Below are 19,206 nucleotides of genomic sequence, written 5' to 3'. Positions count from 1 at the left end.
GACACTTTATAAAAGGGAATACAATTTTGACTTGGCAATCCTCACTACAGCTTCATTTCGACTGCGCCTCTAATGCTGCAAAAACTCGGCTGTATCATCGTGCCCATACTGGGGCATTAATGGTGCAGCGTGCGCTGTATCCTGAGCCTGATAGTACTGATAGTAGCCAAGCAGGAATTTGCCATATTTATGTGTTGTATCCTCCTGCTGGTATCGCCGATGATGACCGCTTAACACTGGAATTTGACCTACACTCTAACAGCCATGCGGTGATTACCACCCCTGGAGCCGGCAAATGGTACGGGCAACGCAAATCATTACGATACTCTAGACCTAGCGACTCATCAAAATTTACCAACGGTACTCAATCGGCAAATAGCAACACTTCTAACGACTGTTTTAATGATGTTGTCAGCGCAGAACAGCATATCGACGCCCGCCTCGATGACCACGCTGTCCTTGAATGGCTACCACAAGAAAGCATTTATTACGATCATTCTGTCTCTACTGCCAATAACCGCTTTTATTTAGCTAAGACGGCAAGTTTATTGACTTGGGATATTGCTGTGTTCGGACGTCAAGCGTATCAAGAGACTTTTGCTAATGGTCATTATGCCAACCGCTTAGAGATATGGCGTGAGAGTGATCTATTGGTCAGTGAGTGCACCGCCCAACAAGCCAATACGCGCTGGTTTACCTCACCATTAGGATTGAATGATCAACATGTGCATGGCTCTTTTTGGGCAATACCTAGCACAGAGGTCATTGCGCCAGAACTACAGAATAATCCGCTCAAGCTCGGCCAATATTTAGATGCCACTATTACCGAGATACGCAATCTCATTGATACGCAGTCACTACCCATTCACTGTACTCACAATTTTCAAGGTATTAATTGCCGTTATTTAGGGGCAGATGTGCGTGCCTGCTTTGAGGCCTTTTACCAAATTCGCGAGCTTATCAGGTCTAAATGGTACAAGCTTGAGCCTCATCGACCGAGAATTTGGGACACTTAATATCATGTGCTCCCACTTAATCTCATCCTTGAACAATGCTGAACCAAACCAGAATGACTTTACTTAGCACATCTAACTTGGCACATTTACTTTATAAAGATTAAAAACGGTTCATAGTCTTTAAAGCACAATAATTATTAAGGAAGCTTTATGCAATTAAATCCTACAGAGAAAGATAAACTCTTACTATTTACCGCCGGTATGGTGGCGGAACGTCGTAAAAATCGCGGCGTCAAGCTCAATTATCCTGAGTCTATCGCTTACATTAGCATGTTACTAATGGAAGGCGCGCGTGATGGCAAAACCGTGGCGCAACTGATGAGTGAAGGAGCCACTTATCTCTCTGCCAATGACGTCATGGAAGGCATTGCAGAGATGATACACGATGTCCAAGTTGAAGCCACTTTCCCCGATGGCACTAAGCTGGTGACGGTACATAACCCCATCGTATAGCTTGTTTGCTATAAAGTCGTATACAACGATATTGAACTAGAGCCATTGCCGTAAGACGATTAAGGATAATAAAAATGACGATGAAAGTAGGCGAATATAAGATTAAAGCAGGCGATATGGCATTGAATGCTGGTCGCTGCGTTCAAACCATAGCAGTAATCAATACCGGCGACCGCCCTATTCAAATCGGTTCTCATTATCACTTCTATTAAGTCAATGCAGCACTGAGCTTTGATCGAGAGTCGACGCTTGGCTATCGACTCAATATCCTATCTGGCACTGCGGTACGCTTTGAGCCGGGACAAGCGCGCGAAGTGGAACTGGTTGCCATCTCAGGTAGACAGCATATCTATGGGTTTGCTGGCAAAGTTATGGGCGTTGTAGACCCTAAAACCTCTCAAAACACCTCGAAAAAACGCATTGACCGACGTATTTATGCCGAACATTTTGGCCCTACCACAGGGGATAAGGTACGCTTGGCCGATACGAATTTATGGCTTGAGGTTGAATATGATTTGACCAGTCATATTGATCACCAGCCTGACATTGATAGTGTTAACATCGGTGAAGAGGTTAAGTTTGGCGGCGGGAAGGTTATCCGCGATGGGATGGGTCAATCACAGCTGCTGGGTGAGCAAGTTGCCGATACTATTATTACCAATGCTTTGATTGTGGACTACAGCGGTATCTACAAGGCAGATATCGCTATCAAAGAGGGTCGTATCAGTGGCATTGGTAAAGCTGGCAACCCTGATATTCAGCCTAATGTGACGTTACCTATTGGCGCGGCTACCGAAATTATCGCAGGAGAAGGTAAAATCTTGACTGCTGGCGGTATCGATAGTCATATTCATTTCATTGCACCGCAGCAATGTGAGACGGCATTGATGTCTGGTGTAACCACGATGTTAGGCGGTGGTACGGGACCTGCTGAAGGTACTCTTGCCACAACGTGCACTCCTGGTGCTTATCATATTCACAGCATGCTAAAAGCCACTGATGCTATTCCGATGAACATCGGATTCTTAGGTAAAGGCAATGTTAGTTTACCAGCGCCAATTGTTGAGCAAATCGAAGCGGGTGCTATCGGTCTTAAACTTCATGAAGACTGGGGCTCCACGCCCAAAGCCATTGATAACTGCCTTAGCGTGGCTGAAGAATACGATGTGCAAGTGGCTATTCATACTGATACGTTAAATGAAAGCGGCTATTTAGATAGCACTCTAGGCGCGTTTAAAGACCGTTGTATTCACACCTTCCATACCGAAGGCGCTGGCGGTGGTCATGCTCCAGATATCTTAAAAGCTATTGGCGAAACCAATGTTTTACCCTCATCAACCAACCCTACACGCCCTTTCACCATTAATACCATTGACGAGCATCTCGACATGCTCATGGTTTGTCACCATCTAAGCCCAGCCATTGCTGAAGATGTCGCTTTTGCAGAAAGCCGTATTCGTAAAGAAACCATCGCCGCTGAAGATATTTTACAAGATATGGGCGCTATCTCCATGATGAGTAGTGATTCGCAAGCGATGGGACGTGTGGGAGAAGTCATTATTCGCACATGGCAAACGGCTGATAAAATGAAAGCCCAGCGTGGTCACCTTGCTCCTGATCAATCAGCTAAAACTGAGCAGTCCTTAGACAATATCATGCTAAGTCCTACGGATTCTGATAGCGGCAATGACAACTTTCGTATCAAACGCTACCTCGCAAAATACACCATCAATCCCGCTATTACCCATGGCATCAGTGATGAAGTAGGATCACTTGAGTTGGGAAAATGGGCAGATTTAGTGTTGTGGTCGCCTGCATTTTTTGGTGTAAAGCCTGATTTAATTATAAAAGGCGGCTTGATTGCAGCGGCACCTATGGGTGACCCCAATGCTTCCATATCCACCCCCCAGCCTGTGCACTATCGCAGCATGTTTGGCAGCTTCCCCAAGACAGTAGCGCAGACTTGCATCACCTTTATGTCAAGTGCGGCTATTGATAAGGGTGTTGATAGGCAATTAGGATTAGAAAAGGTCATCAAAGCGGTACACAACATTCGTAAGGTACGCAAACAAGACATGAAGTTTAACAGCTACTGTCCTCAGATGGAGGTCAATCCTGAGACTTATGAAGTGTATGCCGATGGTGAGCTGCTGACCTGTGAGCCTGCCGAGCATCTGCCGATGGCACAGCGCTACTTTTTATTCTAGATGCTCTTTATTATCGTGCTGATAATCCACAATCAGCTGTGAATCATCTATTTTAACGGACTATAAACATACTTATGAAAATTTATACGCAACGCCTCGATCCATCAACCCTTAGCGCTGAACAACAAGCCGTGATTGAAGGCCAAAAACAGGCAGAAAACTTTTTATATTTAGATTTCGACACCCGTCAGCGTAGCCGTTTTAAAGCAGAAACTCAGCATCAAGAATCCATTGGTGTTGATCTACCGCGTACGGAAACTATTAAGAATGGCAGTGTTTTAGCAGACCATCAAGGCAACCTAATACAGATTATGGCCGCCAAGCAAACCTTGATAGAAGTGACTGCCGATAATGATTTTGACCTTATGAAAGGCGCTTACCATTTAGGCAACCGCCATGTGCCTTTAATGCTGACCCCTACTGCCCTCTACTTTGAGCCTGACCATGTTTTAGAAGCGATGTTACATCAACTTGGCCTACATACCCAAGCCGTACAAGCACCGTTTGAGCCAGAAACGGGTGCTTATAAAGGCAATCAAGGCGGACATTCTCACTCCCATGGTCATGGTAATAATCATAATCACAGTCATCACAATCACGACCATTCACACACCCATGGCAACTCTCATGACTAATCATGCCACGCACTATCCTACCAGTACCGCACAAGGTATGAATGATCTGAATAATGCAGATGTGACCGGACGTTTGCTCATGCTGGCGTCAAGCAACTTACCTATTGGCAGTTATACCTACTCGCAAGGTATAGAACCGGCTATTGAGTCAGGGCTTATTCATGATGAAAGCAGTAGTATGGATTTTATGAGTGATTATCTGGAGCTGGCATTATGTCGTTATGAGCTACCGCTACTAGCACTCATTATTGAAGCCCTTATGATTGAGGACGTCGCACTTGCTGATGCTATAGGTGCAGATTACCACGCTAGCCGCGAAACCAAAGAGTTCGTCTATGAATCAAGTCAATTGGCTCTGTCTTTATCCGCATGGCTTGATAATGTCCTTGAGCTTAATGTGCCTGATAGCTTACTCGCTCATGGGTTTTTGCCACTGTTTGCCCATATCAGCTCGCACTGGCAATTTAACCCTGTACAAGCCATGACCACTTACGCTTTTGGTCAAATCGAAAATATGGTGCTGGCTGCGGTCAAGACCGTACCGCTTGGACAAATGGCAGGACAGCGAATCATTTGGCAGCTGCAACAGCTATTAAGCCAACAAATACAGCCACTGGCTGCTCGCGTCAAGCAAAGTTTTTTGTACGCTCAAAGGCTGCCGTTAGTGGCAGATACGCCTGACATAGCGATATCAAAGCTAAATCTACTTTATCAACAGCTACAAATATCAGCTAACTTACCAAATTTAGCGCTCCTGTCTTGCCAGCATGAAAGGCAATATAGCCGCTTATTTCGCTCTTAATGGCTGAAAACCCTAACACTTATTAAGGAACTTTATTTATGGCACTAACTCCTAAAGTCGAAAACAAACATTCAGACACGACATTATCACCACTACGCTTAGGTATTGGTGGCCCTGTAGGCTCAGGAAAAACAGCATTAACGCTGAGATTGTGTCAACGCCTGCGCGATGACATCAATATGGCAGTAGTAACCAATGATATTTATACCAAAGAAGATTCTGAATTTTTAACGCGTCATGAGGCCATGCCAGCCGAGCGCATTCGCGGTGTCGAAACGGGTGGCTGCCCGCATACTGCCATCCGTGAAGATGCCTCGATTAACCTATCTGCCATCGCCGAATTACAGCAGCAGTTTGCAGGTCTTGAGCTTATTATCATCGAGTCTGGTGGCGATAATTTGGCAGCCACCTTTAGTCCTGAATTATCCGACTTGACACTATATGTCATTGACGTCTCAGCAGGCGATAAAATCCCTCGTAAAGGCGGGCCTGGTATCATGAAATCGGACTTACTCATCATCAATAAAACCGACCTTGCCCCCTTCGTAGGCGCGTCACTTGAAGTGATGGCACGTGATGCCAAAAAAATGCGTGGCGATAAGCCTGTGGTCTTTAGCAACATGAAAACGGGTGAAGGCGTTGATGACATTGTTGCCTTTATCCTTGATAAAGGCATGATAAGCATAGCGTAAGACTGTGCCTATAATGCCACATGCTATGGCATAAATAGCCGTTCTGCAAACTACTGAATGATAAGCAGATTATCAGACAGTGATCATATCGATTGGCTTACACATTAAGGATTTATCATGACCATAAAAACCTCACAAACCATGATATAGTCAATTCCAAATAAAACAGATACGTTATGTTCCAACGCAGTACTGGTATAAATTTTTTAGCATGCGGTGCCTACGCCGACAGAGGCTGCGTAAAATTCATCCCAGTCCTATTGTATCGCTTTAATACTGAATTCACTATACGTAAAAATTTCACCAGCAAAACGTCAACGGCTAATGGATTAGCATTGTTATCATTAAAAAAGCCGAATGCTACTTTTAATCGTAGCATTCGGCTTCTTGGTCGGATTTTCTAACCGTTAGAAAGAAGTACGGCGATAGTCGCGGTATTTAGGTAACCAGAAGTTAGCTTTTAATCGACGCTCTAAGTTTTCTGCCGTGACTGGTAATGCCAATTTATCTTCAATCGCTTGCAAGGCAACTGCATAGGCTATTTTTTCACTGATTTCTCTAATGAATTTAATGGGCGGCAATATGGCACCTGGCGCTTTTTCATATTCTACTGAGATATCTGCAAGTGCTTGGCTTGCTGCCGTCAGCATATTATCGCTGATACCCGTCGCACGTGCTGCTAATACACCTAAACCAATGCCTGGGAATATGTAGCTATTATTACACTGCGAAACCTCGTAAGACTGGCCTTCAAAAGTGGTATTAGGAAAAGGACTGCCCGTTGCAACAATGGCCTTACCACGACTCCAGTTGGTCACTTCTTGCGGTGTTGCTTCAACACGCGACGTTGGATTTGATAGCGGCAATACAATAGGATGTTCAGTATTAGCACATAAAGCTTCGACGACCTCTTGCGTAAAGAGACCTTTTTGTCCGCTTACGCCAAACAAGACAGTTATTCTTGCTTGTTTAACCACTTGTGCTAACCCAAGTTTTTGACTCTTATCCCAATGTTCAATATCTGATTCTTTTTGCACTAACGGTGTTTGGAATTTTTGTAGCTCTGTCATGCTATCGGTTAGCAGACCATAACGGTCAACCATAAATACCTGTCTGCGAGCTTGCTCTTCTGTTAACCCTTCACGCTGCATCTGACGAATAATGTGCTCAGCGATACCGCAGCCTGCAGATCCTGCACCCAAGAAAGCAATATTTTGTTGACTAAGTTTCTGGCTTTTATTTAAACATGCTGCAATCAATGTACCGACTGAAACAGCAGCAGTTCCTTGAATATCATCATTAAAGCAACAGAGCTGATCACGATATTTATTCAATAATGGGGTCGCATTTTCCTGTGCAAAATCTTCAAATTGCAATAACACCTCGGGCCAACGACGCTTAACAGCCTGAATAAATAAGTCTACAAATTCATTGTACTCATCGCCAGAGATGCGTGGATTTCTCCATCCCATATACATAGGATCGTCAAGCAACTGCTGATTATTGGTACCGACATCTAACAAAATAGGTAAGCAATAAGCTGGACTAATACCACCACAAGCGGTGTATAAAGCCAATTTACCAATTGGAATTCCCATACCGCCAATACCTTGGTCACCTAAGCCCAAGATACGTTCGCCATCAGTGACCACGATAACTTTTACGTTTTGTTTGGTGGCGTTTTGCAACATGTCATCGATTTTATGACGTTCAGGATAAGAAATAAATAAACCACGTTTACGGCGATAAATTTGAGAGAATTTTTCACAAGCTTGCCCAACCGTAGGGGTATAGATGAGCGGCATGACTTCCTCAATATGCTGCTCAATCAAATGGTGAAATAATGTCTCATTAGTGTCTTGTATATTACGCAAATAAATATGCTTATCCATATCACTGGTAAATGAGCGTAGTTGAAGATAAGCACGTGATGACTGCTCTTCAATCGTCTCAATATTATGAGGTAATAGACCGGTTAAATTAAAGCTATCGCGCTCCTCTGATGAAAAAGCACTGCCCTTATTCAATAAAGGGGTTTCTAATAGTGCAGGACCTGCAAAGGGGATATATAACGGACGTTGGTTTAACATGATAAAATCTTCTTATTAAAAGTATGGGGTGGTACAAGGTTAATGGGTTAAATATTTTTATCGATTCATTAAACAAATGAAATTATTTAAATTTATGGTTTGCTCTAGCTTGCTCAAATTCGTTCAAGCTGACATTCTTAAGGAATTGATATCTATAATAAATACAATGTCTTTTGTAAACCCTCAACATTGATAATGAAGGATTTTTTATCGTATTTTCTTAATTGAATAAGTTGTTTTTAGCAAGTTAGAAATTGAGCGATGCTGAAGAAACTGTAAAGATAAACTTAGTAAACTAACCACTGGACGAGGCGCTTACCATGACCAAAAAATTGCAGAGATATAGTACAGAATGTAAAGCAGAGGCTATCTAACAGATAACTTAAATGTGATGGCTTAGTAATCAAGAATAGCGATACAAACGTTATCCAATTGATATAACCCATCAAGGCAAAGTTGTCGGCAAGAATCCCTATTATACTGAAGTTATAGCAGCTCTTGAAGACATCATACAACTGAAATAGCAATCATGAATTATTGCGGTCAAAGCATAAAAGAATAAATAGAACTAATATCGGCTATTTACACAAAACAATCACTGTAATAGTCTTGAGAAGTCTAGCACAAAGGTTATTTAAAAACACCTTGTTACAACTTACTATTAGTGCTATATTTTAACCAGTTGATGAGTATCTACACTTTTTCAACCAAAACCTCTTATTTTATCCTTCGTAAAAATCGTTACCGCAAGAACACCATAATAAGAACGCAGTAAGTAGTAAAGTGACCAATCACCTGCAACTCCTTTCTTTGACATGGTTAATTTTTTAAATCTTAAAAACACAAACTGTATGAGTCAGGAAGACTCTTGCATTAAATTCGCATGAACCCCTGCTTATACAACAATCGTGCCCCTTTATATGCACTTACAAGGATGTCAATCATGTCGCTACAAAACCCAATTTTTATTCCTGGCCCTACCAATATTCCTGACAGATTACGTCGCGCGATGAACGTGCCGACGCAAGATCACCGTGCGCCTGATTTCTCAGACACGTTCTTACCAGTGCTTGCTGATTGTAAAAAAGTATTTGGCACCCAAGATGGCGAAATCATTCTATTTACCTCTAGCGGCACAGGTGGCTGGGAAGCTGCTATTAGCAATACCTTGTCACCTGGTGATAAAGTTCTGATTGCACGCTATGGTATGTTCTCGCATCGCTGGATCGATATGTGTCAGCGCCACGGACTTGATGTGCAAGTTGTAGAATGCGATTGGGGAACAGGCGCACCTGCTGATAAATTTCAAGCGATTTTAAACGAAGATACTGCACACGAAATCAAAGCCGTCATGGTCACCCATAACGAAACAGCAACAGGTGTTTTAAGTGATATTGGCGCCGTTCGTAAAGCCATGGATAGCAGTGACCACCCTGCTTTATTATTCGTAGATGGTGTTAGCTCAATTGCTTGCGTTCCTTTTGAGATGGATGCTTGGGGCGTAGACGTTGCTGTTGCCGGCTCACAAAAAGGCTTTATGCTCGCAACGGGTATGGCAATATTGGGCGTCAGTCAAAAAGCTTTGAGTCATATGGATGAGGCAAAGCTTCCACGTACTTATTTTGCTTTTCGTGATATGTTAAATGCCAATGCCAACGGCGGCTTCCCTTATACACCACCATTAAATCTCATCTATGGCCTAAGAGAAAGTCTTGAGATGTTGTTTGATGAAGGCCTTGATAATGTCTATGCACGTCATTACCGTCTAGCCGAAGGTGTACGACAAGCGGTTAGCGCTTGGGGTATGAAACTGTGTGCAAAAACACCTGACCTTTATTCTAATACCGTCAGCGCCATCTTTGTTCCTGAAGGCTTTGACAGTAACAAGCTGACCGATCATGCTTTTAATAAATATGGTATCTCATTTGGTATTGGTTTGGGCGAGATGAATGGTAAAGCATTTAGAATCGGTCATCTAGGTTCATTAACTGAAGTTATGGTACTAGCAGGGCTTGCAACGATTGAGATGGCAATGGTTGATTTGGGCTACCCTATTAAACTGGGTCAAGGCGTTGCTGCTGCGCAAGAGTATTATCGCCACAGCGCACCAACTAAATAAAATTTATTAGATAACAAGCTATTAAATAACAAGAGTTAAACAAAAGATGAAGGACTATTTTTTATGATAACAAATGATAATGGATTAGTGATTCCAACCCTTGATGATATGTTAGAAGCGCATGAGCGCATCAAACCATATATCCATCGCACCCCTGTTCTGACCTCTCGCTTTTTAAATGAGCTGGCTGGCTGTGAGATGTTCTTTAAATGTGAGAACTTTCAAAAAGCGGGTGCATTTAAAGTACGTGGCGCCTCAAATGCAGTGTTTGGCCTCTCTGACGAAGATGCCAAAAATGGCGTTTGTACACACAGCTCAGGTAACCATGCCCTATCTTTATCTTATGCTGCAGGCCAGCGTGGTATACCATGTAATGTGGTGATGCCGCATAGCGCGCCTGAAGCTAAAAAAGCCGCGGTACGTGGCTATGGCGGTATCATCACCGAATGTGAGCCATCAACCACATCGCGTGAAGAAGTCTTTGCCAAAGTTCAAGCAGAAACAGGCGGCGACTTTGTCCATCCGTACAATGATCCACGCGTTATCGCTGGACAAGCCACTTGCTCACGTGAGTTTTTAGAACAAATGGAAGAGATTGGTGAAAAACCTGATATGGTTGTGGCACCCATTGGTGGTGGCGGTATGATTTCAGGTACTTGTTTGACGTTGTCGAACCTAGCACCAGATGTCAAAATCTATGCAGCAGAGCCATTAAACGCTGATGACGCTGCACGCTCATTTAAAGCCGGTCATATTATCGCTGATGATGCACCAAACACGGTTGCCGATGGTTTAAAAGTACCGCTGAAGGATTTGACTTGGCATTTTGTTAGCAATTATGTGACTGATATTTTGACCGCGACTGAAGAAGAAATCGTTGAAGCGATGAAACTGACTTGGACGCATATGAAAATCATCATCGAACCAAGCTGTGCCGTGCCGCTTGCTGTCATCCTGAAGAACAAAGACGTTTTTGCCGGTAAAAAGGTTGGCGTCATCATCACTGGTGGTAACGTTGATCTTGACAAGTTGCCTTGGAATTAATGATCGGCAACTAAATATCAGTAATTAGGTATCAATAACTGATTACAAATGAAGCGTTAACTAAGCGCCAGTAATGCGCAAGTTTAAACGGCTTTTTATAACACTAACTAATAACATGGAAGAATTACAATGACAATGACTGCCGAATTAGAAGTAGGTTACAACGTACCCGCCGCTGTTGGTATGGACGAAGCTGACATTCAAACCCCTTGTTTGATCTTGGATCTTGACGCCCTTGAGCGTAACGTCAAAAAAATGGGCGATTATGCTAAAGCGCATAATATGCGTCACCGTAGCCACGGTAAAATGCACAAATCAGTTGATGTACAAAATTTACAAGAAGAGCTTGGCGGCGCTATTGGCGTTTGCTGTCAAAAGGTCTCTGAAGCAGAAGTATTCGTACGTGGTGGCATTAAAGACGTATTGGTATCAAACCAAGTCCGTAATCCAGCCAAAATTGAGCGCTTAGCGAATCTACCTAAGTTGGGTGCAACCATTACCGTTTGTGTCGATGATGTCGATAACGTCGCTGAGCTATCAGCTGCTGCGACCAAAGCAGGCACTGAACTGAACTGCTATATCGAAATCGACTGCGGTGCTGGGCGTTGTGGTGTAACGACGACTGAAGCGGTTGTTGAGATTGCCAAAGCAATTGATGCCGCTGAAAATCTAAAATTCACTGGTATCCAAGCTTATCAAGGTGCGATGCAACACATGGACAGCTTTAGCGATCGTAAAGCGAAAACACAAATCGCTATCGATCAAGTACAAGAAGCAATCGATGCATTAACTGAAATCGGGCTAAAACCAGAATTTGTATCGGGTGGCGGTACAGGTAGTTATTACTTCGAAAGTAATTCAGGTGTTTTCAACGAATTACAGTGTGGCTCTTACGCGTTTATGGATGCCGATTACGGTCGTATTCTAGATGAAGACGGCAACCGTATCGATGCTGGTGAGTGGGAAAATGCATTATTCATCCTAACGTCTGTGATGAGCCATGCCAAAACCGACAAAGCCATCGTTGATGCTGGTCTAAAAGCTCAGTCAGTTGATAGTGGCCTACCGTTCATCTATGGTCGTGACGATGTTGAATATGTTAAATGTTCAGACGAGCATGGCGTAGTCAGCGATCCAAATGGCGTACTGGAAATCAATGAAAAACTAAAACTGGTACCTGGTCATTGTGATCCTACTTGTAACGTTCATGATTTCTATATTGGTGTGCGTAATGGTAAAGTTGAAACCGTATGGCCAGTATCTGCACGCGGTAAAATGTACTAAGCACTGTATTAGGAACTATAAGCTAAATTAGTATGATTCTATCCGTTTAGTTTAGATGGGCTGTTGTAGCTTTAGCCTACAGCAGCCCTTATTCATTTAAAGTATTCAAGAATTACAAATCAAAAAGTATAAAAAGGAATTTATAATGAGTGAAGCAAATAGTGTTAATAGTGACGAAGGTTTATTGATCGTATCAGAAGACGCTTGCAAATCGGTGATTGATCGCCCTTCTGCATTTATCGCCGTTGAAAATGTTTTTGCGTCAATGTCACGAGGGGACGCCTATAACTTCCCTGTTATCCGCGAAGCCATTGGCTATGCTGATGCGTTATACGGCTTTAAATCAGGTTTTGACCGTGCAGGAAAATCACTAGGTCTAAAATCAGGTGGCTACTGGCCAGGTAATGCGGCTAAAGGCTTGACCAATCATCAATCCACGATTTTCTTATTTAATCCAGATAATGGTAAATTGCGTGCACTGGTCGGCGGCAATTATTTAACTGCTGTACGTACCGCCGCCGCATCGGCAGTATCAATCGCCCATCTAGCACGTAAAGACAGCAAAGTACTTGGTATGGTCGGCGCCGGTCATCAGTCTACTTTTCAGCTGCGTGCCGCTCTTGAGCAACGCAATTTCGAAAAAGTAGTCGCTTGGAATAAGAATAAAGATCGTCTCAAAAACCTACAAGCCGTCGCTGAAGAATTAGGCGTACCGTTTGAAGCCGTTGAGCGTGAGCAGTTATGTAGCGAGGCGGATGTAATCATTACTATTACTTCAGCGTTTGAGCCATTACTGATGAAAGAGTGGATCAAACCCGGTACACATATCGCCTGTATGGGTACCGATACCGTTGGTAAGCAAGAAGTTGATGTCAATTTAATAGCTGCTGCTACTGTATTTACAGATGAGATCACGCAATCAATCAGTCTTGGTGAAACCCAGCATGCGATTAAGTCTGGTGCTATCAAAGAGAGTGATATTACCACGCTTGGCGATGTCATTAATGGTGAGCATCCGGGTCGCAGCTCAGACGATGAGATTACCTTGTTCGATGGTACGGGTGTTGGTTTACAGGATTTAGCAGTAGCCTCTGCTGCCACTAAGCTTGCCCTTGAAAAAGGTGAAGCCCAACACATCTCGTTATAACTATTGTTATAATGAGCAGCCTAGAGATTGTATTGTAGAGCCGCCAAATAATGAGTGTATTTGGCGGTTTTTTATAATACTGATATAAGCAGAGGAAGATTATCACTGCTTTCTTCTATATCACTTTAAAATTTGTCTCAAGCCATCCACAATATTATATTTGAACAATCGCTCAATAACGATTACAATGGATAAATGTCATATTTTACGTATATCTATGACTAGATTTTGAACAGTCATTTATAATATAACTATATGAAAAACTAGCTTATAGTAGGAATACAGCGTTATTCTTTGCTAAGTGATTCTTTATTACATGATGTTTTATATTATTTATCTGGATAATCCATGATTAAAAAAATAGTTTTGATATTCGCGGTCTTGATTGGCGTCATTGGCTTTTTTTATTTTGACCTCAATGAATTATTAACACTTGAGGGCTTAAAAGGCTCGATGGATCAGTTTGAGCAATACAAAACACAGTCGCCATGGTTAGTCATCGGCGGCTTTTTTTTGGTCTACATCTTAGTTACCGCATTATCTTTACCCGGCGCCGCTATTTTAACTTTGGCAGCCGGTGCTTTATTTGGTTTAGTACAAGGTGTATTGGTCGCCTCATTTGCCTCCAGTATCGGTGCCACCCTCGCCTTTTTGACTTCGCGTTATTTGTTACGCGATACCATTAAACAGCGTTTTCCTGACCGTCTTGCTTCCATCGATGCTGGGGTAAAAAAAGAAGGCGGATTTTATTTATTTACGTTACGTTTGGTACCGATATTCCCCTTTTTCCTTATCAACTTATTGATGGGTCTGACTGCTATCAAAGCAAGGACCTTTTATTGGGTCAGCCAAATCGGTATGCTTGCCGGCACTTTTGTATTTGTGAATGCTGGTACGCAATTGGCACAAATCGAGCAGTTATCTGGCATTTTGTCTTTTAATCTTCTGGCTTCATTTGCATTATTAGGATTATTTCCGCTAATAGCGAAAGGCATATTAACGATACTAAAAAAACGCCGTGTCTATAAGAACTATAATAAACCAAAAAAATTCGACCGGAATATGATTGTGATTGGTGCTGGTGCTGGCGGACTTGTTACCAGCTATATTGCTGCGACCGTCAAAGCAAAAGTCACCTTGATTGAGGCAGGTGAGATGGGCGGCGACTGCTTAAACTATGGCTGCGTCCCCAGTAAAGCGCTGATAAAAAGTGCAAAAGTAGTCGAACAGATACGCCATGGCGAACGTTATGGACTCAATAATAGCCAACCGGATTTTGCATTCAAGAACATCATGTCTCGCATTCATAAAGTCATTGCTGATATCGCCCCAAATGACAGTGTTGAGCGTTATACAGATTTGGGTGTCGAGGTATTGAAAGGCTATGCAAAGCTCATTGATCCATGGACGGTTGAGATTGCCCTCAATGATGGTAGCACTCAGACATTAACCGCGCGCTCTATCGTTATCGCGACGGGCGCACGTCCCTTTGTCCCAGATCTACCGGGTTTAGATGAGACAGGTTATGTGACAAGCGATACTCTCTGGGATAAGTTTGCAAAACTTGATAAAGCGCCGAGCAAGCTGGTCGTACTTGGCGGCGGACCCATTGGCTGTGAGCTGGCACAAGCCTTTGCTCGTTTAGGTTCTGCTGTGACCCAAATCGAAAGAGGCACGCGACTGATGAAAAAAGAGGATGTCGAGGTTTCTGTATTTGCGCAAGAAGCACTGACTGAGAGTGGCGTTACTATCCTAACCTCACAGCAAGCAATTCGCTGTGAAACTCGTGATGGCAAAAAACATATTATCGTTGCACCAAAAGGCAGCACTGATGATCAACAAGAAACTGCCATTGAGTATGACGAGTTGATTTGTGCAGTCGGTCGTAGTGCGCGCTTAGAAGGTTACGGGCTTGACACCTTGGGCATCGATACTGAGCGTACCATCAGTACAGATGAGTATCTTGAAACGCTTTACCCCAATATCTATGCGGCAGGTGATGTCGTAGGTCCCTATCAATTCACCCATGTGGCTGCCCATCAAGCATGGTACGCTGCGGTCAATGGCTTATTTGGTCATCTTAAAAAATTCAAAGTAGATTATCGGGTGATTCCATGGACGACGTTTATTGACCCAGAAGTAGCACGAGTGGGCTTAAATGAGCAAGAAGCGATTGATAAAGGCATCGATTTTGAAATCACACGTTATGACTTTAAAGACTTAGATCGGGCGGTAACCGAAAGCGCCAATCATGGCTTTATCAAGGTCATTACCCCAAAGGGCAAAGATAAAATATTGGGTGTGACCATCGTCGCTGAACATGCCGGCGACTTGATGGCTGAGTTTGTATTGGCCATGAAACACAATCTAGGGCTGAATAAAATACTGGGTACCATTCATATCTATCCAACATGGGCGGAAGGCAATAAGTATGCAGCTGGCGAATGGAAACGCAATCATGCGCCTAAAAAAGCGCTACAGTTGCTTGAGAAGTATCATACTTGGCGTCGAGGTTAATTCATGCAACCTCCTAGCTTGCCAGCAGCCTTTACAATACCAAAAAAACTGAGCCGCTATAGCGCCTTTATCATAGTGCTTGGTATATGTGTTGGCATCTCTGCAAGTACCGCTTCGACTCCCACTGCTATGGATAATAAAGATACCTCGCAGTGGCAGCAGACAGTACAAGCTGGTGAAAATCAGGATGTTTACTTTCATACCTGGGGCGGGGATCCGCAAATTAATGCCTATATTCAGTGGACTGCAAAAGCGGTCGATAAAAAATATAATATTAACTTGGTTCATGTCAAATTAAGCGACACCAGTGAAGCTGTCAGCCGTGTCCTTGCAGAAAAATCTGCCAATAATAATAAAAAAGGTAGCGTTGATTTAATTTGGATCAACGGTGCGAACTTTGCCGCTATGAGTGAGAATAAATTACTATTAAAGGACTGGGCATCTACTCTGCCAAACTTTGCGCTGACTGATCCTGATAACAACCCCTCTGTCACGCTTGATTTTGGTTTACCTACTGACGGTATGGAAGCGCCATGGGGACAAGCATCACTGACTTTTTATTATGATAACTTAGCGATAGATAAACCGCCTGCTACCTTGCAGCAATTAAGCGCTTGGGCACAGCAGAACCCCGGACGTTTTGGCTACCCAAAGCCGCCTGATTTTTTGGGTATGAGTTTTTTGAAGTATGCTTTGGTCATGCTGCATGAGCAAAACGATAGTAAGAATGGAACCACTCTCAGAGCAGAGCTTAACCAGCCGGTAAATGCACAAAACAAAGATTTGATACTCAATCCGCTGTGGGACTTTTTGGATGAGCTGCATCCCATGCTATGGCGAAAAGGTGAGCAATTCCTGCAAAGCGGCGCACAAATGCGCCGTTTGGTAGATGATACGGAGCTAAGCTTGGCCTTTACCTTTTCAGGACCCGAAATACCAGCTGCCGTTCAGCGCTATGATTTGCCGCCCAGTATTCGCAGTTATGCCATGACAGATGGCAGTTTGAGCAATACTCACTTCGTTGCTATTCCTTATAACGCAAGCCATGCAGCCGCAGCACAATTGGTGGCAAACTTTTTATTAAGCCCAGACGCACAGGCGCATAAACAAAACCCAGCTGTCTGGGGAGATAAAACCGTGCTGGTTCAATCGACACTGAGCGCCGAGCAGCAAGCACTCTTTAAAGCCAATAAACCGCATGCAAGCGCCCTACCTTTTGATGCTATCAAACGAACCGTCAGTGAACCACACCCCAGCTGGGTTGACGCCATTATGCAAGGTTGGCAAGCACGCTACGGGGTTAGCGAATGAAAAAATCCGTTCATAAAAGCAAGGTTAATACTGATAACAACAATATTAATGGCGTGAATACTGATACTCTTAATGCTGCTATCATTCATTCTAATTTAAGCCATCAAATAGCCGCGACTTGTAAAACTGACCTTTTTACTCGTTTAGTGACCCTAAGCCCCAGTCTTTTACTAATACTCCTTATTTTGCCTGTATTAGGAGGTTTGATAAGCGTCATCCTGCCAGCGTTTGGCTGGGTGCCTGCTCTAGAAACAACGACCTTTGGTCTACAAGGATTTAAAGCGCTGGGTCAAACACTGGGGCTTGAGCAAATGGTTGCGCTTAGTGTGGCGACCGGATTTCTCAGCACCCTACTCGCCTTTGTCATAGCGATTATGATATTGGCGACGTTTTTTAATAGTCCTTGGCTCACACGTATTGAACGTTTGCTTAGCCCTATTTTAGTGATCCCGCATGCCGCAGCGGCGATTGCCGTTGGGTTTTTGATTGTACCCTCTGGCATGATGGCACGAATGATATCGCCATGGCTCAGTGATTGGGAGCTGGCACCACAGGGGATACTACCGCATGACCCTTATGGCATTAGTATCATCTTAGGTCTAGTACTCAAAGAGCTGCCTTTTCTATTGTTAATGGCACTTGGCGTATTCGCACAGCCTGAGCTTGGTAAGAAGCTGCGCCAACAATATCAAGTTGCCCTAAACTTAGGCTACTATCCCATTACTGCCTTTTTTAAAGCAGTATTTCCTATTTTGTACCCCTTCTTGCGTTTGCCTATATTGGCAGTCCTCGCTTACGCCAGTGCCAGTGTTGAGATGCCATTAATTTTAGGACCCAATACCCCACCCACGCTTGCTGTCACTATCATGCAGTGGTTCAATGATGTTGATTTGAACTTACGTATCAAAGCCTCGGCTGGGGCAATATTACAGCTACTACTGACAGGCAGCTTAATTGCATTATGGCTGGGCGGTGAGCGTATGGTCAAAGCGCTATGCAGTGACGCATTGGTTAATGGAAAACGCCAGTATAAGGATGTTATTTGGCAGAAACTCACTGCAAGCGCCACAGTATTCATCATAGGGTTTATCGCCCTCTCGCTCATTGGTCTGCTGATGTGGTCTTTAGCTGGCTATTGGCGCTTCCCTGCCGCCCTGCCAGAGCAGCTCGTACTATTACACTTTCAAAGCGCCTTGATGCAAATAAGCACACCATTATTTAACACCCTTGCCCTTGGTATCGTCTCCACCCTTTTTGCTATTGCCATAACGGTACTGTGCTTAGAGGCAGAGCAGTTAAGCAATAAACCCATCTCAAATTTTACCAGCTTGATTATTTACCTGCCACTTCTGGTGCCGAGCATTGCTTTCTTATTTGGCTTGGTGTGGTTACAGCAACTTGTCCATAACCAAGCGGCATTTTTTAACGTCGCTTTTACCCACTTCTTATTTGTACTGCCCTATGTATTTTTATCCCTTGCCAGCAGCTATAGAAGGTTAGATAAGCGCTTTGCCACTGTAGCAGCCAGTCTTGGAGCGCCGCCTATGAGAGTATTCTTCCAAGTTAAGTTACCGCAGTTATTTGCACCGCTACTCATCGCAATGGCACTAGGATTGGCGGTGAGTTTTGGTCAATATCTGCCAACGTTACTCACGGGCGGCGGACGTATTGCTACCATTACGACCGAAGCGGTGACGCTTGCTAATGGTGCCAGCCGCCGTACCAGCGCCGTATATGCCATTATACAAATGGGGTTACCACTGATTGGCTTTATGGTGGCATGGCTGCTACCGAAGTATTTTTTCAGAAGTGGCGTGCGTTAGAATGTTCAATCATAAAAAAATTTTTAAACTTCATTTATCTGTGTCTCTTTTATTTTGAACTGAAGA

General features: G+C 43.6%; 14 protein-coding genes and 1 pseudogene. 14 read left to right on the top strand and 1 reads right to left on the bottom strand.

The genetic code is table 11. The features are described 5' to 3' along the window. Positions 1-26: 26 nt before the first annotated feature. From PCRYO_RS05100 to ureG, 7 genes and pseudogenes are all read left to right on the top strand, one after another. Positions 27-1,016, top strand: a complete 990-nt coding sequence (locus PCRYO_RS05100; protein WP_041753046.1) for an urease accessory protein UreD — start codon at positions 27-29, stop codon at positions 1,014-1,016. 150 nt (positions 1,017-1,166) lie between these two features. Further along, positions 1,167-1,469 (top strand): urease subunit gamma, encoded by a 303-nt coding sequence (gene ureA, locus PCRYO_RS05095; RefSeq protein ID WP_011513329.1) that lies wholly within the window; start codon positions 1,167-1,169, stop codon positions 1,467-1,469. 80 nt (positions 1,470-1,549) lie between these two features. Further along, positions 1,550-1,855: pseudogene (locus tag PCRYO_RS13300) on the top strand (urease subunit beta); the annotation flags it as partial. Continuing rightward, the gene (gene ureC / locus PCRYO_RS05085) at positions 1,841-3,676 is read left to right on the top strand and encodes an urease subunit alpha (protein ID WP_049751829.1); all 1,836 of its coding nucleotides are present in this window, start codon (positions 1,841-1,843) and stop codon (positions 3,674-3,676) included. The pseudogene PCRYO_RS13300 and the gene ureC, both read left to right, overlap by 15 nt. A 74-nt stretch (positions 3,677-3,750) precedes the next feature. Then, entirely contained in the window at positions 3,751-4,311 is a 561-nt protein-coding gene (gene ureE / locus PCRYO_RS05080) for an urease accessory protein UreE (RefSeq protein WP_011513326.1), read from the top strand. After that, positions 4,304-5,113: an urease accessory protein UreF gene (locus PCRYO_RS05075; protein ID WP_011513325.1), complete on the top strand. Its 810-nt coding sequence runs from the start codon at positions 4,304-4,306 to the stop codon at positions 5,111-5,113. The genes ureE and PCRYO_RS05075 overlap by 8 nt, the downstream gene beginning before the upstream one ends. 38 nt (positions 5,114-5,151) lie before the next feature. Continuing rightward, the gene (gene ureG / locus PCRYO_RS05070) at positions 5,152-5,805 is read left to right on the top strand and encodes an urease accessory protein UreG (protein ID WP_011513324.1); all 654 of its coding nucleotides are present in this window, start codon (positions 5,152-5,154) and stop codon (positions 5,803-5,805) included. Between the two features lie 407 nt (positions 5,806-6,212). On the opposite strand, the gene PCRYO_RS05065 is transcribed toward ureG, so the two are convergent. Next, entirely contained in the window at positions 6,213-7,895 is a 1,683-nt protein-coding gene (locus tag PCRYO_RS05065) for an NAD-dependent malic enzyme (RefSeq protein ID WP_011513323.1), read from the bottom strand. A gap of 943 nt (positions 7,896-8,838) precedes the next feature. On the opposite strand from PCRYO_RS05065, the gene bhcA reads away from it, so the two are divergent. The 7 genes from bhcA (at position 8,839) to PCRYO_RS05030 (ending at position 19,140) form a co-directional block, all read left to right on the top strand. Next, positions 8,839-10,014 carry an L-aspartate--glyoxylate aminotransferase BhcA gene (bhcA, locus tag PCRYO_RS05060; protein ID WP_011513322.1) on the top strand — a complete coding sequence of 392 codons (1,176 nt, stop codon included), beginning with the start codon at positions 8,839-8,841 and terminating at the stop codon, positions 10,012-10,014. Between the two features lie 63 nt (positions 10,015-10,077). Next, complete coding sequence (gene bhcB / locus PCRYO_RS05055; protein ID WP_011513321.1) at positions 10,078-11,058, top strand: beta-hydroxyaspartate dehydratase BhcB; 981 nt, start codon at positions 10,078-10,080, stop codon at positions 11,056-11,058. Between the two features lie 129 nt (positions 11,059-11,187). Next, positions 11,188-12,342: a 3-hydroxy-D-aspartate aldolase BhcC gene (gene bhcC / locus PCRYO_RS05050; RefSeq protein ID WP_011513320.1), complete on the top strand. Its 1,155-nt coding sequence runs from the start codon at positions 11,188-11,190 to the stop codon at positions 12,340-12,342. Positions 12,343-12,487: 145 nt separating this feature from the next. Further along, positions 12,488-13,489: an iminosuccinate reductase BhcD gene (gene bhcD, locus PCRYO_RS05045; protein WP_011513319.1), complete on the top strand. Its 1,002-nt coding sequence runs from the start codon at positions 12,488-12,490 to the stop codon at positions 13,487-13,489. A 348-nt stretch (positions 13,490-13,837) separates the two neighbouring features. Next, positions 13,838-16,006 (top strand): FAD-dependent oxidoreductase, encoded by a 2,169-nt coding sequence (locus PCRYO_RS05040; RefSeq protein ID WP_011513318.1) that lies wholly within the window; start codon positions 13,838-13,840, stop codon positions 16,004-16,006. Positions 16,007-16,009: 3 nt separating this feature from the next. Continuing rightward, on the top strand, positions 16,010-17,317 hold the full coding sequence (locus tag PCRYO_RS05035) for an ABC transporter substrate-binding protein (protein WP_011513317.1): 1,308 nt from the start codon (positions 16,010-16,012) through the stop codon (positions 17,315-17,317). After that, a complete protein-coding gene (locus tag PCRYO_RS05030) occupies positions 17,314-19,140 on the top strand; it encodes an ABC transporter permease (RefSeq protein ID WP_011513316.1) in 1,827 nt (608 codons plus the stop codon). Before PCRYO_RS05035 ends, PCRYO_RS05030 begins: the two co-directional genes overlap by 4 nt. Positions 19,141-19,206: the final 66 nt, after the last annotated feature.

Source organism: Psychrobacter cryohalolentis K5 (assembly GCF_000013905.1).
GTDB classification, from domain to species: domain Bacteria; phylum Pseudomonadota; class Gammaproteobacteria; order Pseudomonadales; family Moraxellaceae; genus Psychrobacter; species Psychrobacter cryohalolentis.
This window is presented reverse-complemented; position numbering and strand designations above follow the sequence as displayed.

Bases quoted from the DNA above. Each gene is read 5' to 3' on its own strand.
- ureA (WP_011513329.1), top strand. From the start codon at position 1,167: ATGCAATTAAATCCTACAGAGAAAGATAAACTCTTACTATTTACCGCC.
- ureC (WP_049751829.1), top strand. From the start codon at position 1,841: ATGGGCGTTGTAGACCCTAAAACCTCTCAAAACACCTCGAAAAAACGC.
- ureE (WP_011513326.1), top strand. From the start codon at position 3,751: ATGAAAATTTATACGCAACGCCTCGATCCATCAACCCTTAGCGCTGAA.
- PCRYO_RS05075 (WP_011513325.1), top strand. From the start codon at position 4,304: ATGACTAATCATGCCACGCACTATCCTACCAGTACCGCACAAGGTATG.
- ureG (WP_011513324.1), top strand. From the start codon at position 5,152: ATGGCACTAACTCCTAAAGTCGAAAACAAACATTCAGACACGACATTA.
- PCRYO_RS05065 (WP_011513323.1), bottom strand. From the start codon at position 7,895: ATGTTAAACCAACGTCCGTTATATATCCCCTTTGCAGGTCCTGCACTA.
- bhcA (WP_011513322.1), top strand. From the start codon at position 8,839: ATGTCGCTACAAAACCCAATTTTTATTCCTGGCCCTACCAATATTCCT.
- bhcB (WP_011513321.1), top strand. From the start codon at position 10,078: ATGATAACAAATGATAATGGATTAGTGATTCCAACCCTTGATGATATG.
- bhcC (WP_011513320.1), top strand. From the start codon at position 11,188: ATGACAATGACTGCCGAATTAGAAGTAGGTTACAACGTACCCGCCGCT.
- bhcD (WP_011513319.1), top strand. From the start codon at position 12,488: ATGAGTGAAGCAAATAGTGTTAATAGTGACGAAGGTTTATTGATCGTA.
- PCRYO_RS05040 (WP_011513318.1), top strand. From the start codon at position 13,838: ATGATTAAAAAAATAGTTTTGATATTCGCGGTCTTGATTGGCGTCATT.
- PCRYO_RS05035 (WP_011513317.1), top strand. From the start codon at position 16,010: ATGCAACCTCCTAGCTTGCCAGCAGCCTTTACAATACCAAAAAAACTG.
- PCRYO_RS05030 (WP_011513316.1), top strand. From the start codon at position 17,314: ATGAAAAAATCCGTTCATAAAAGCAAGGTTAATACTGATAACAACAAT.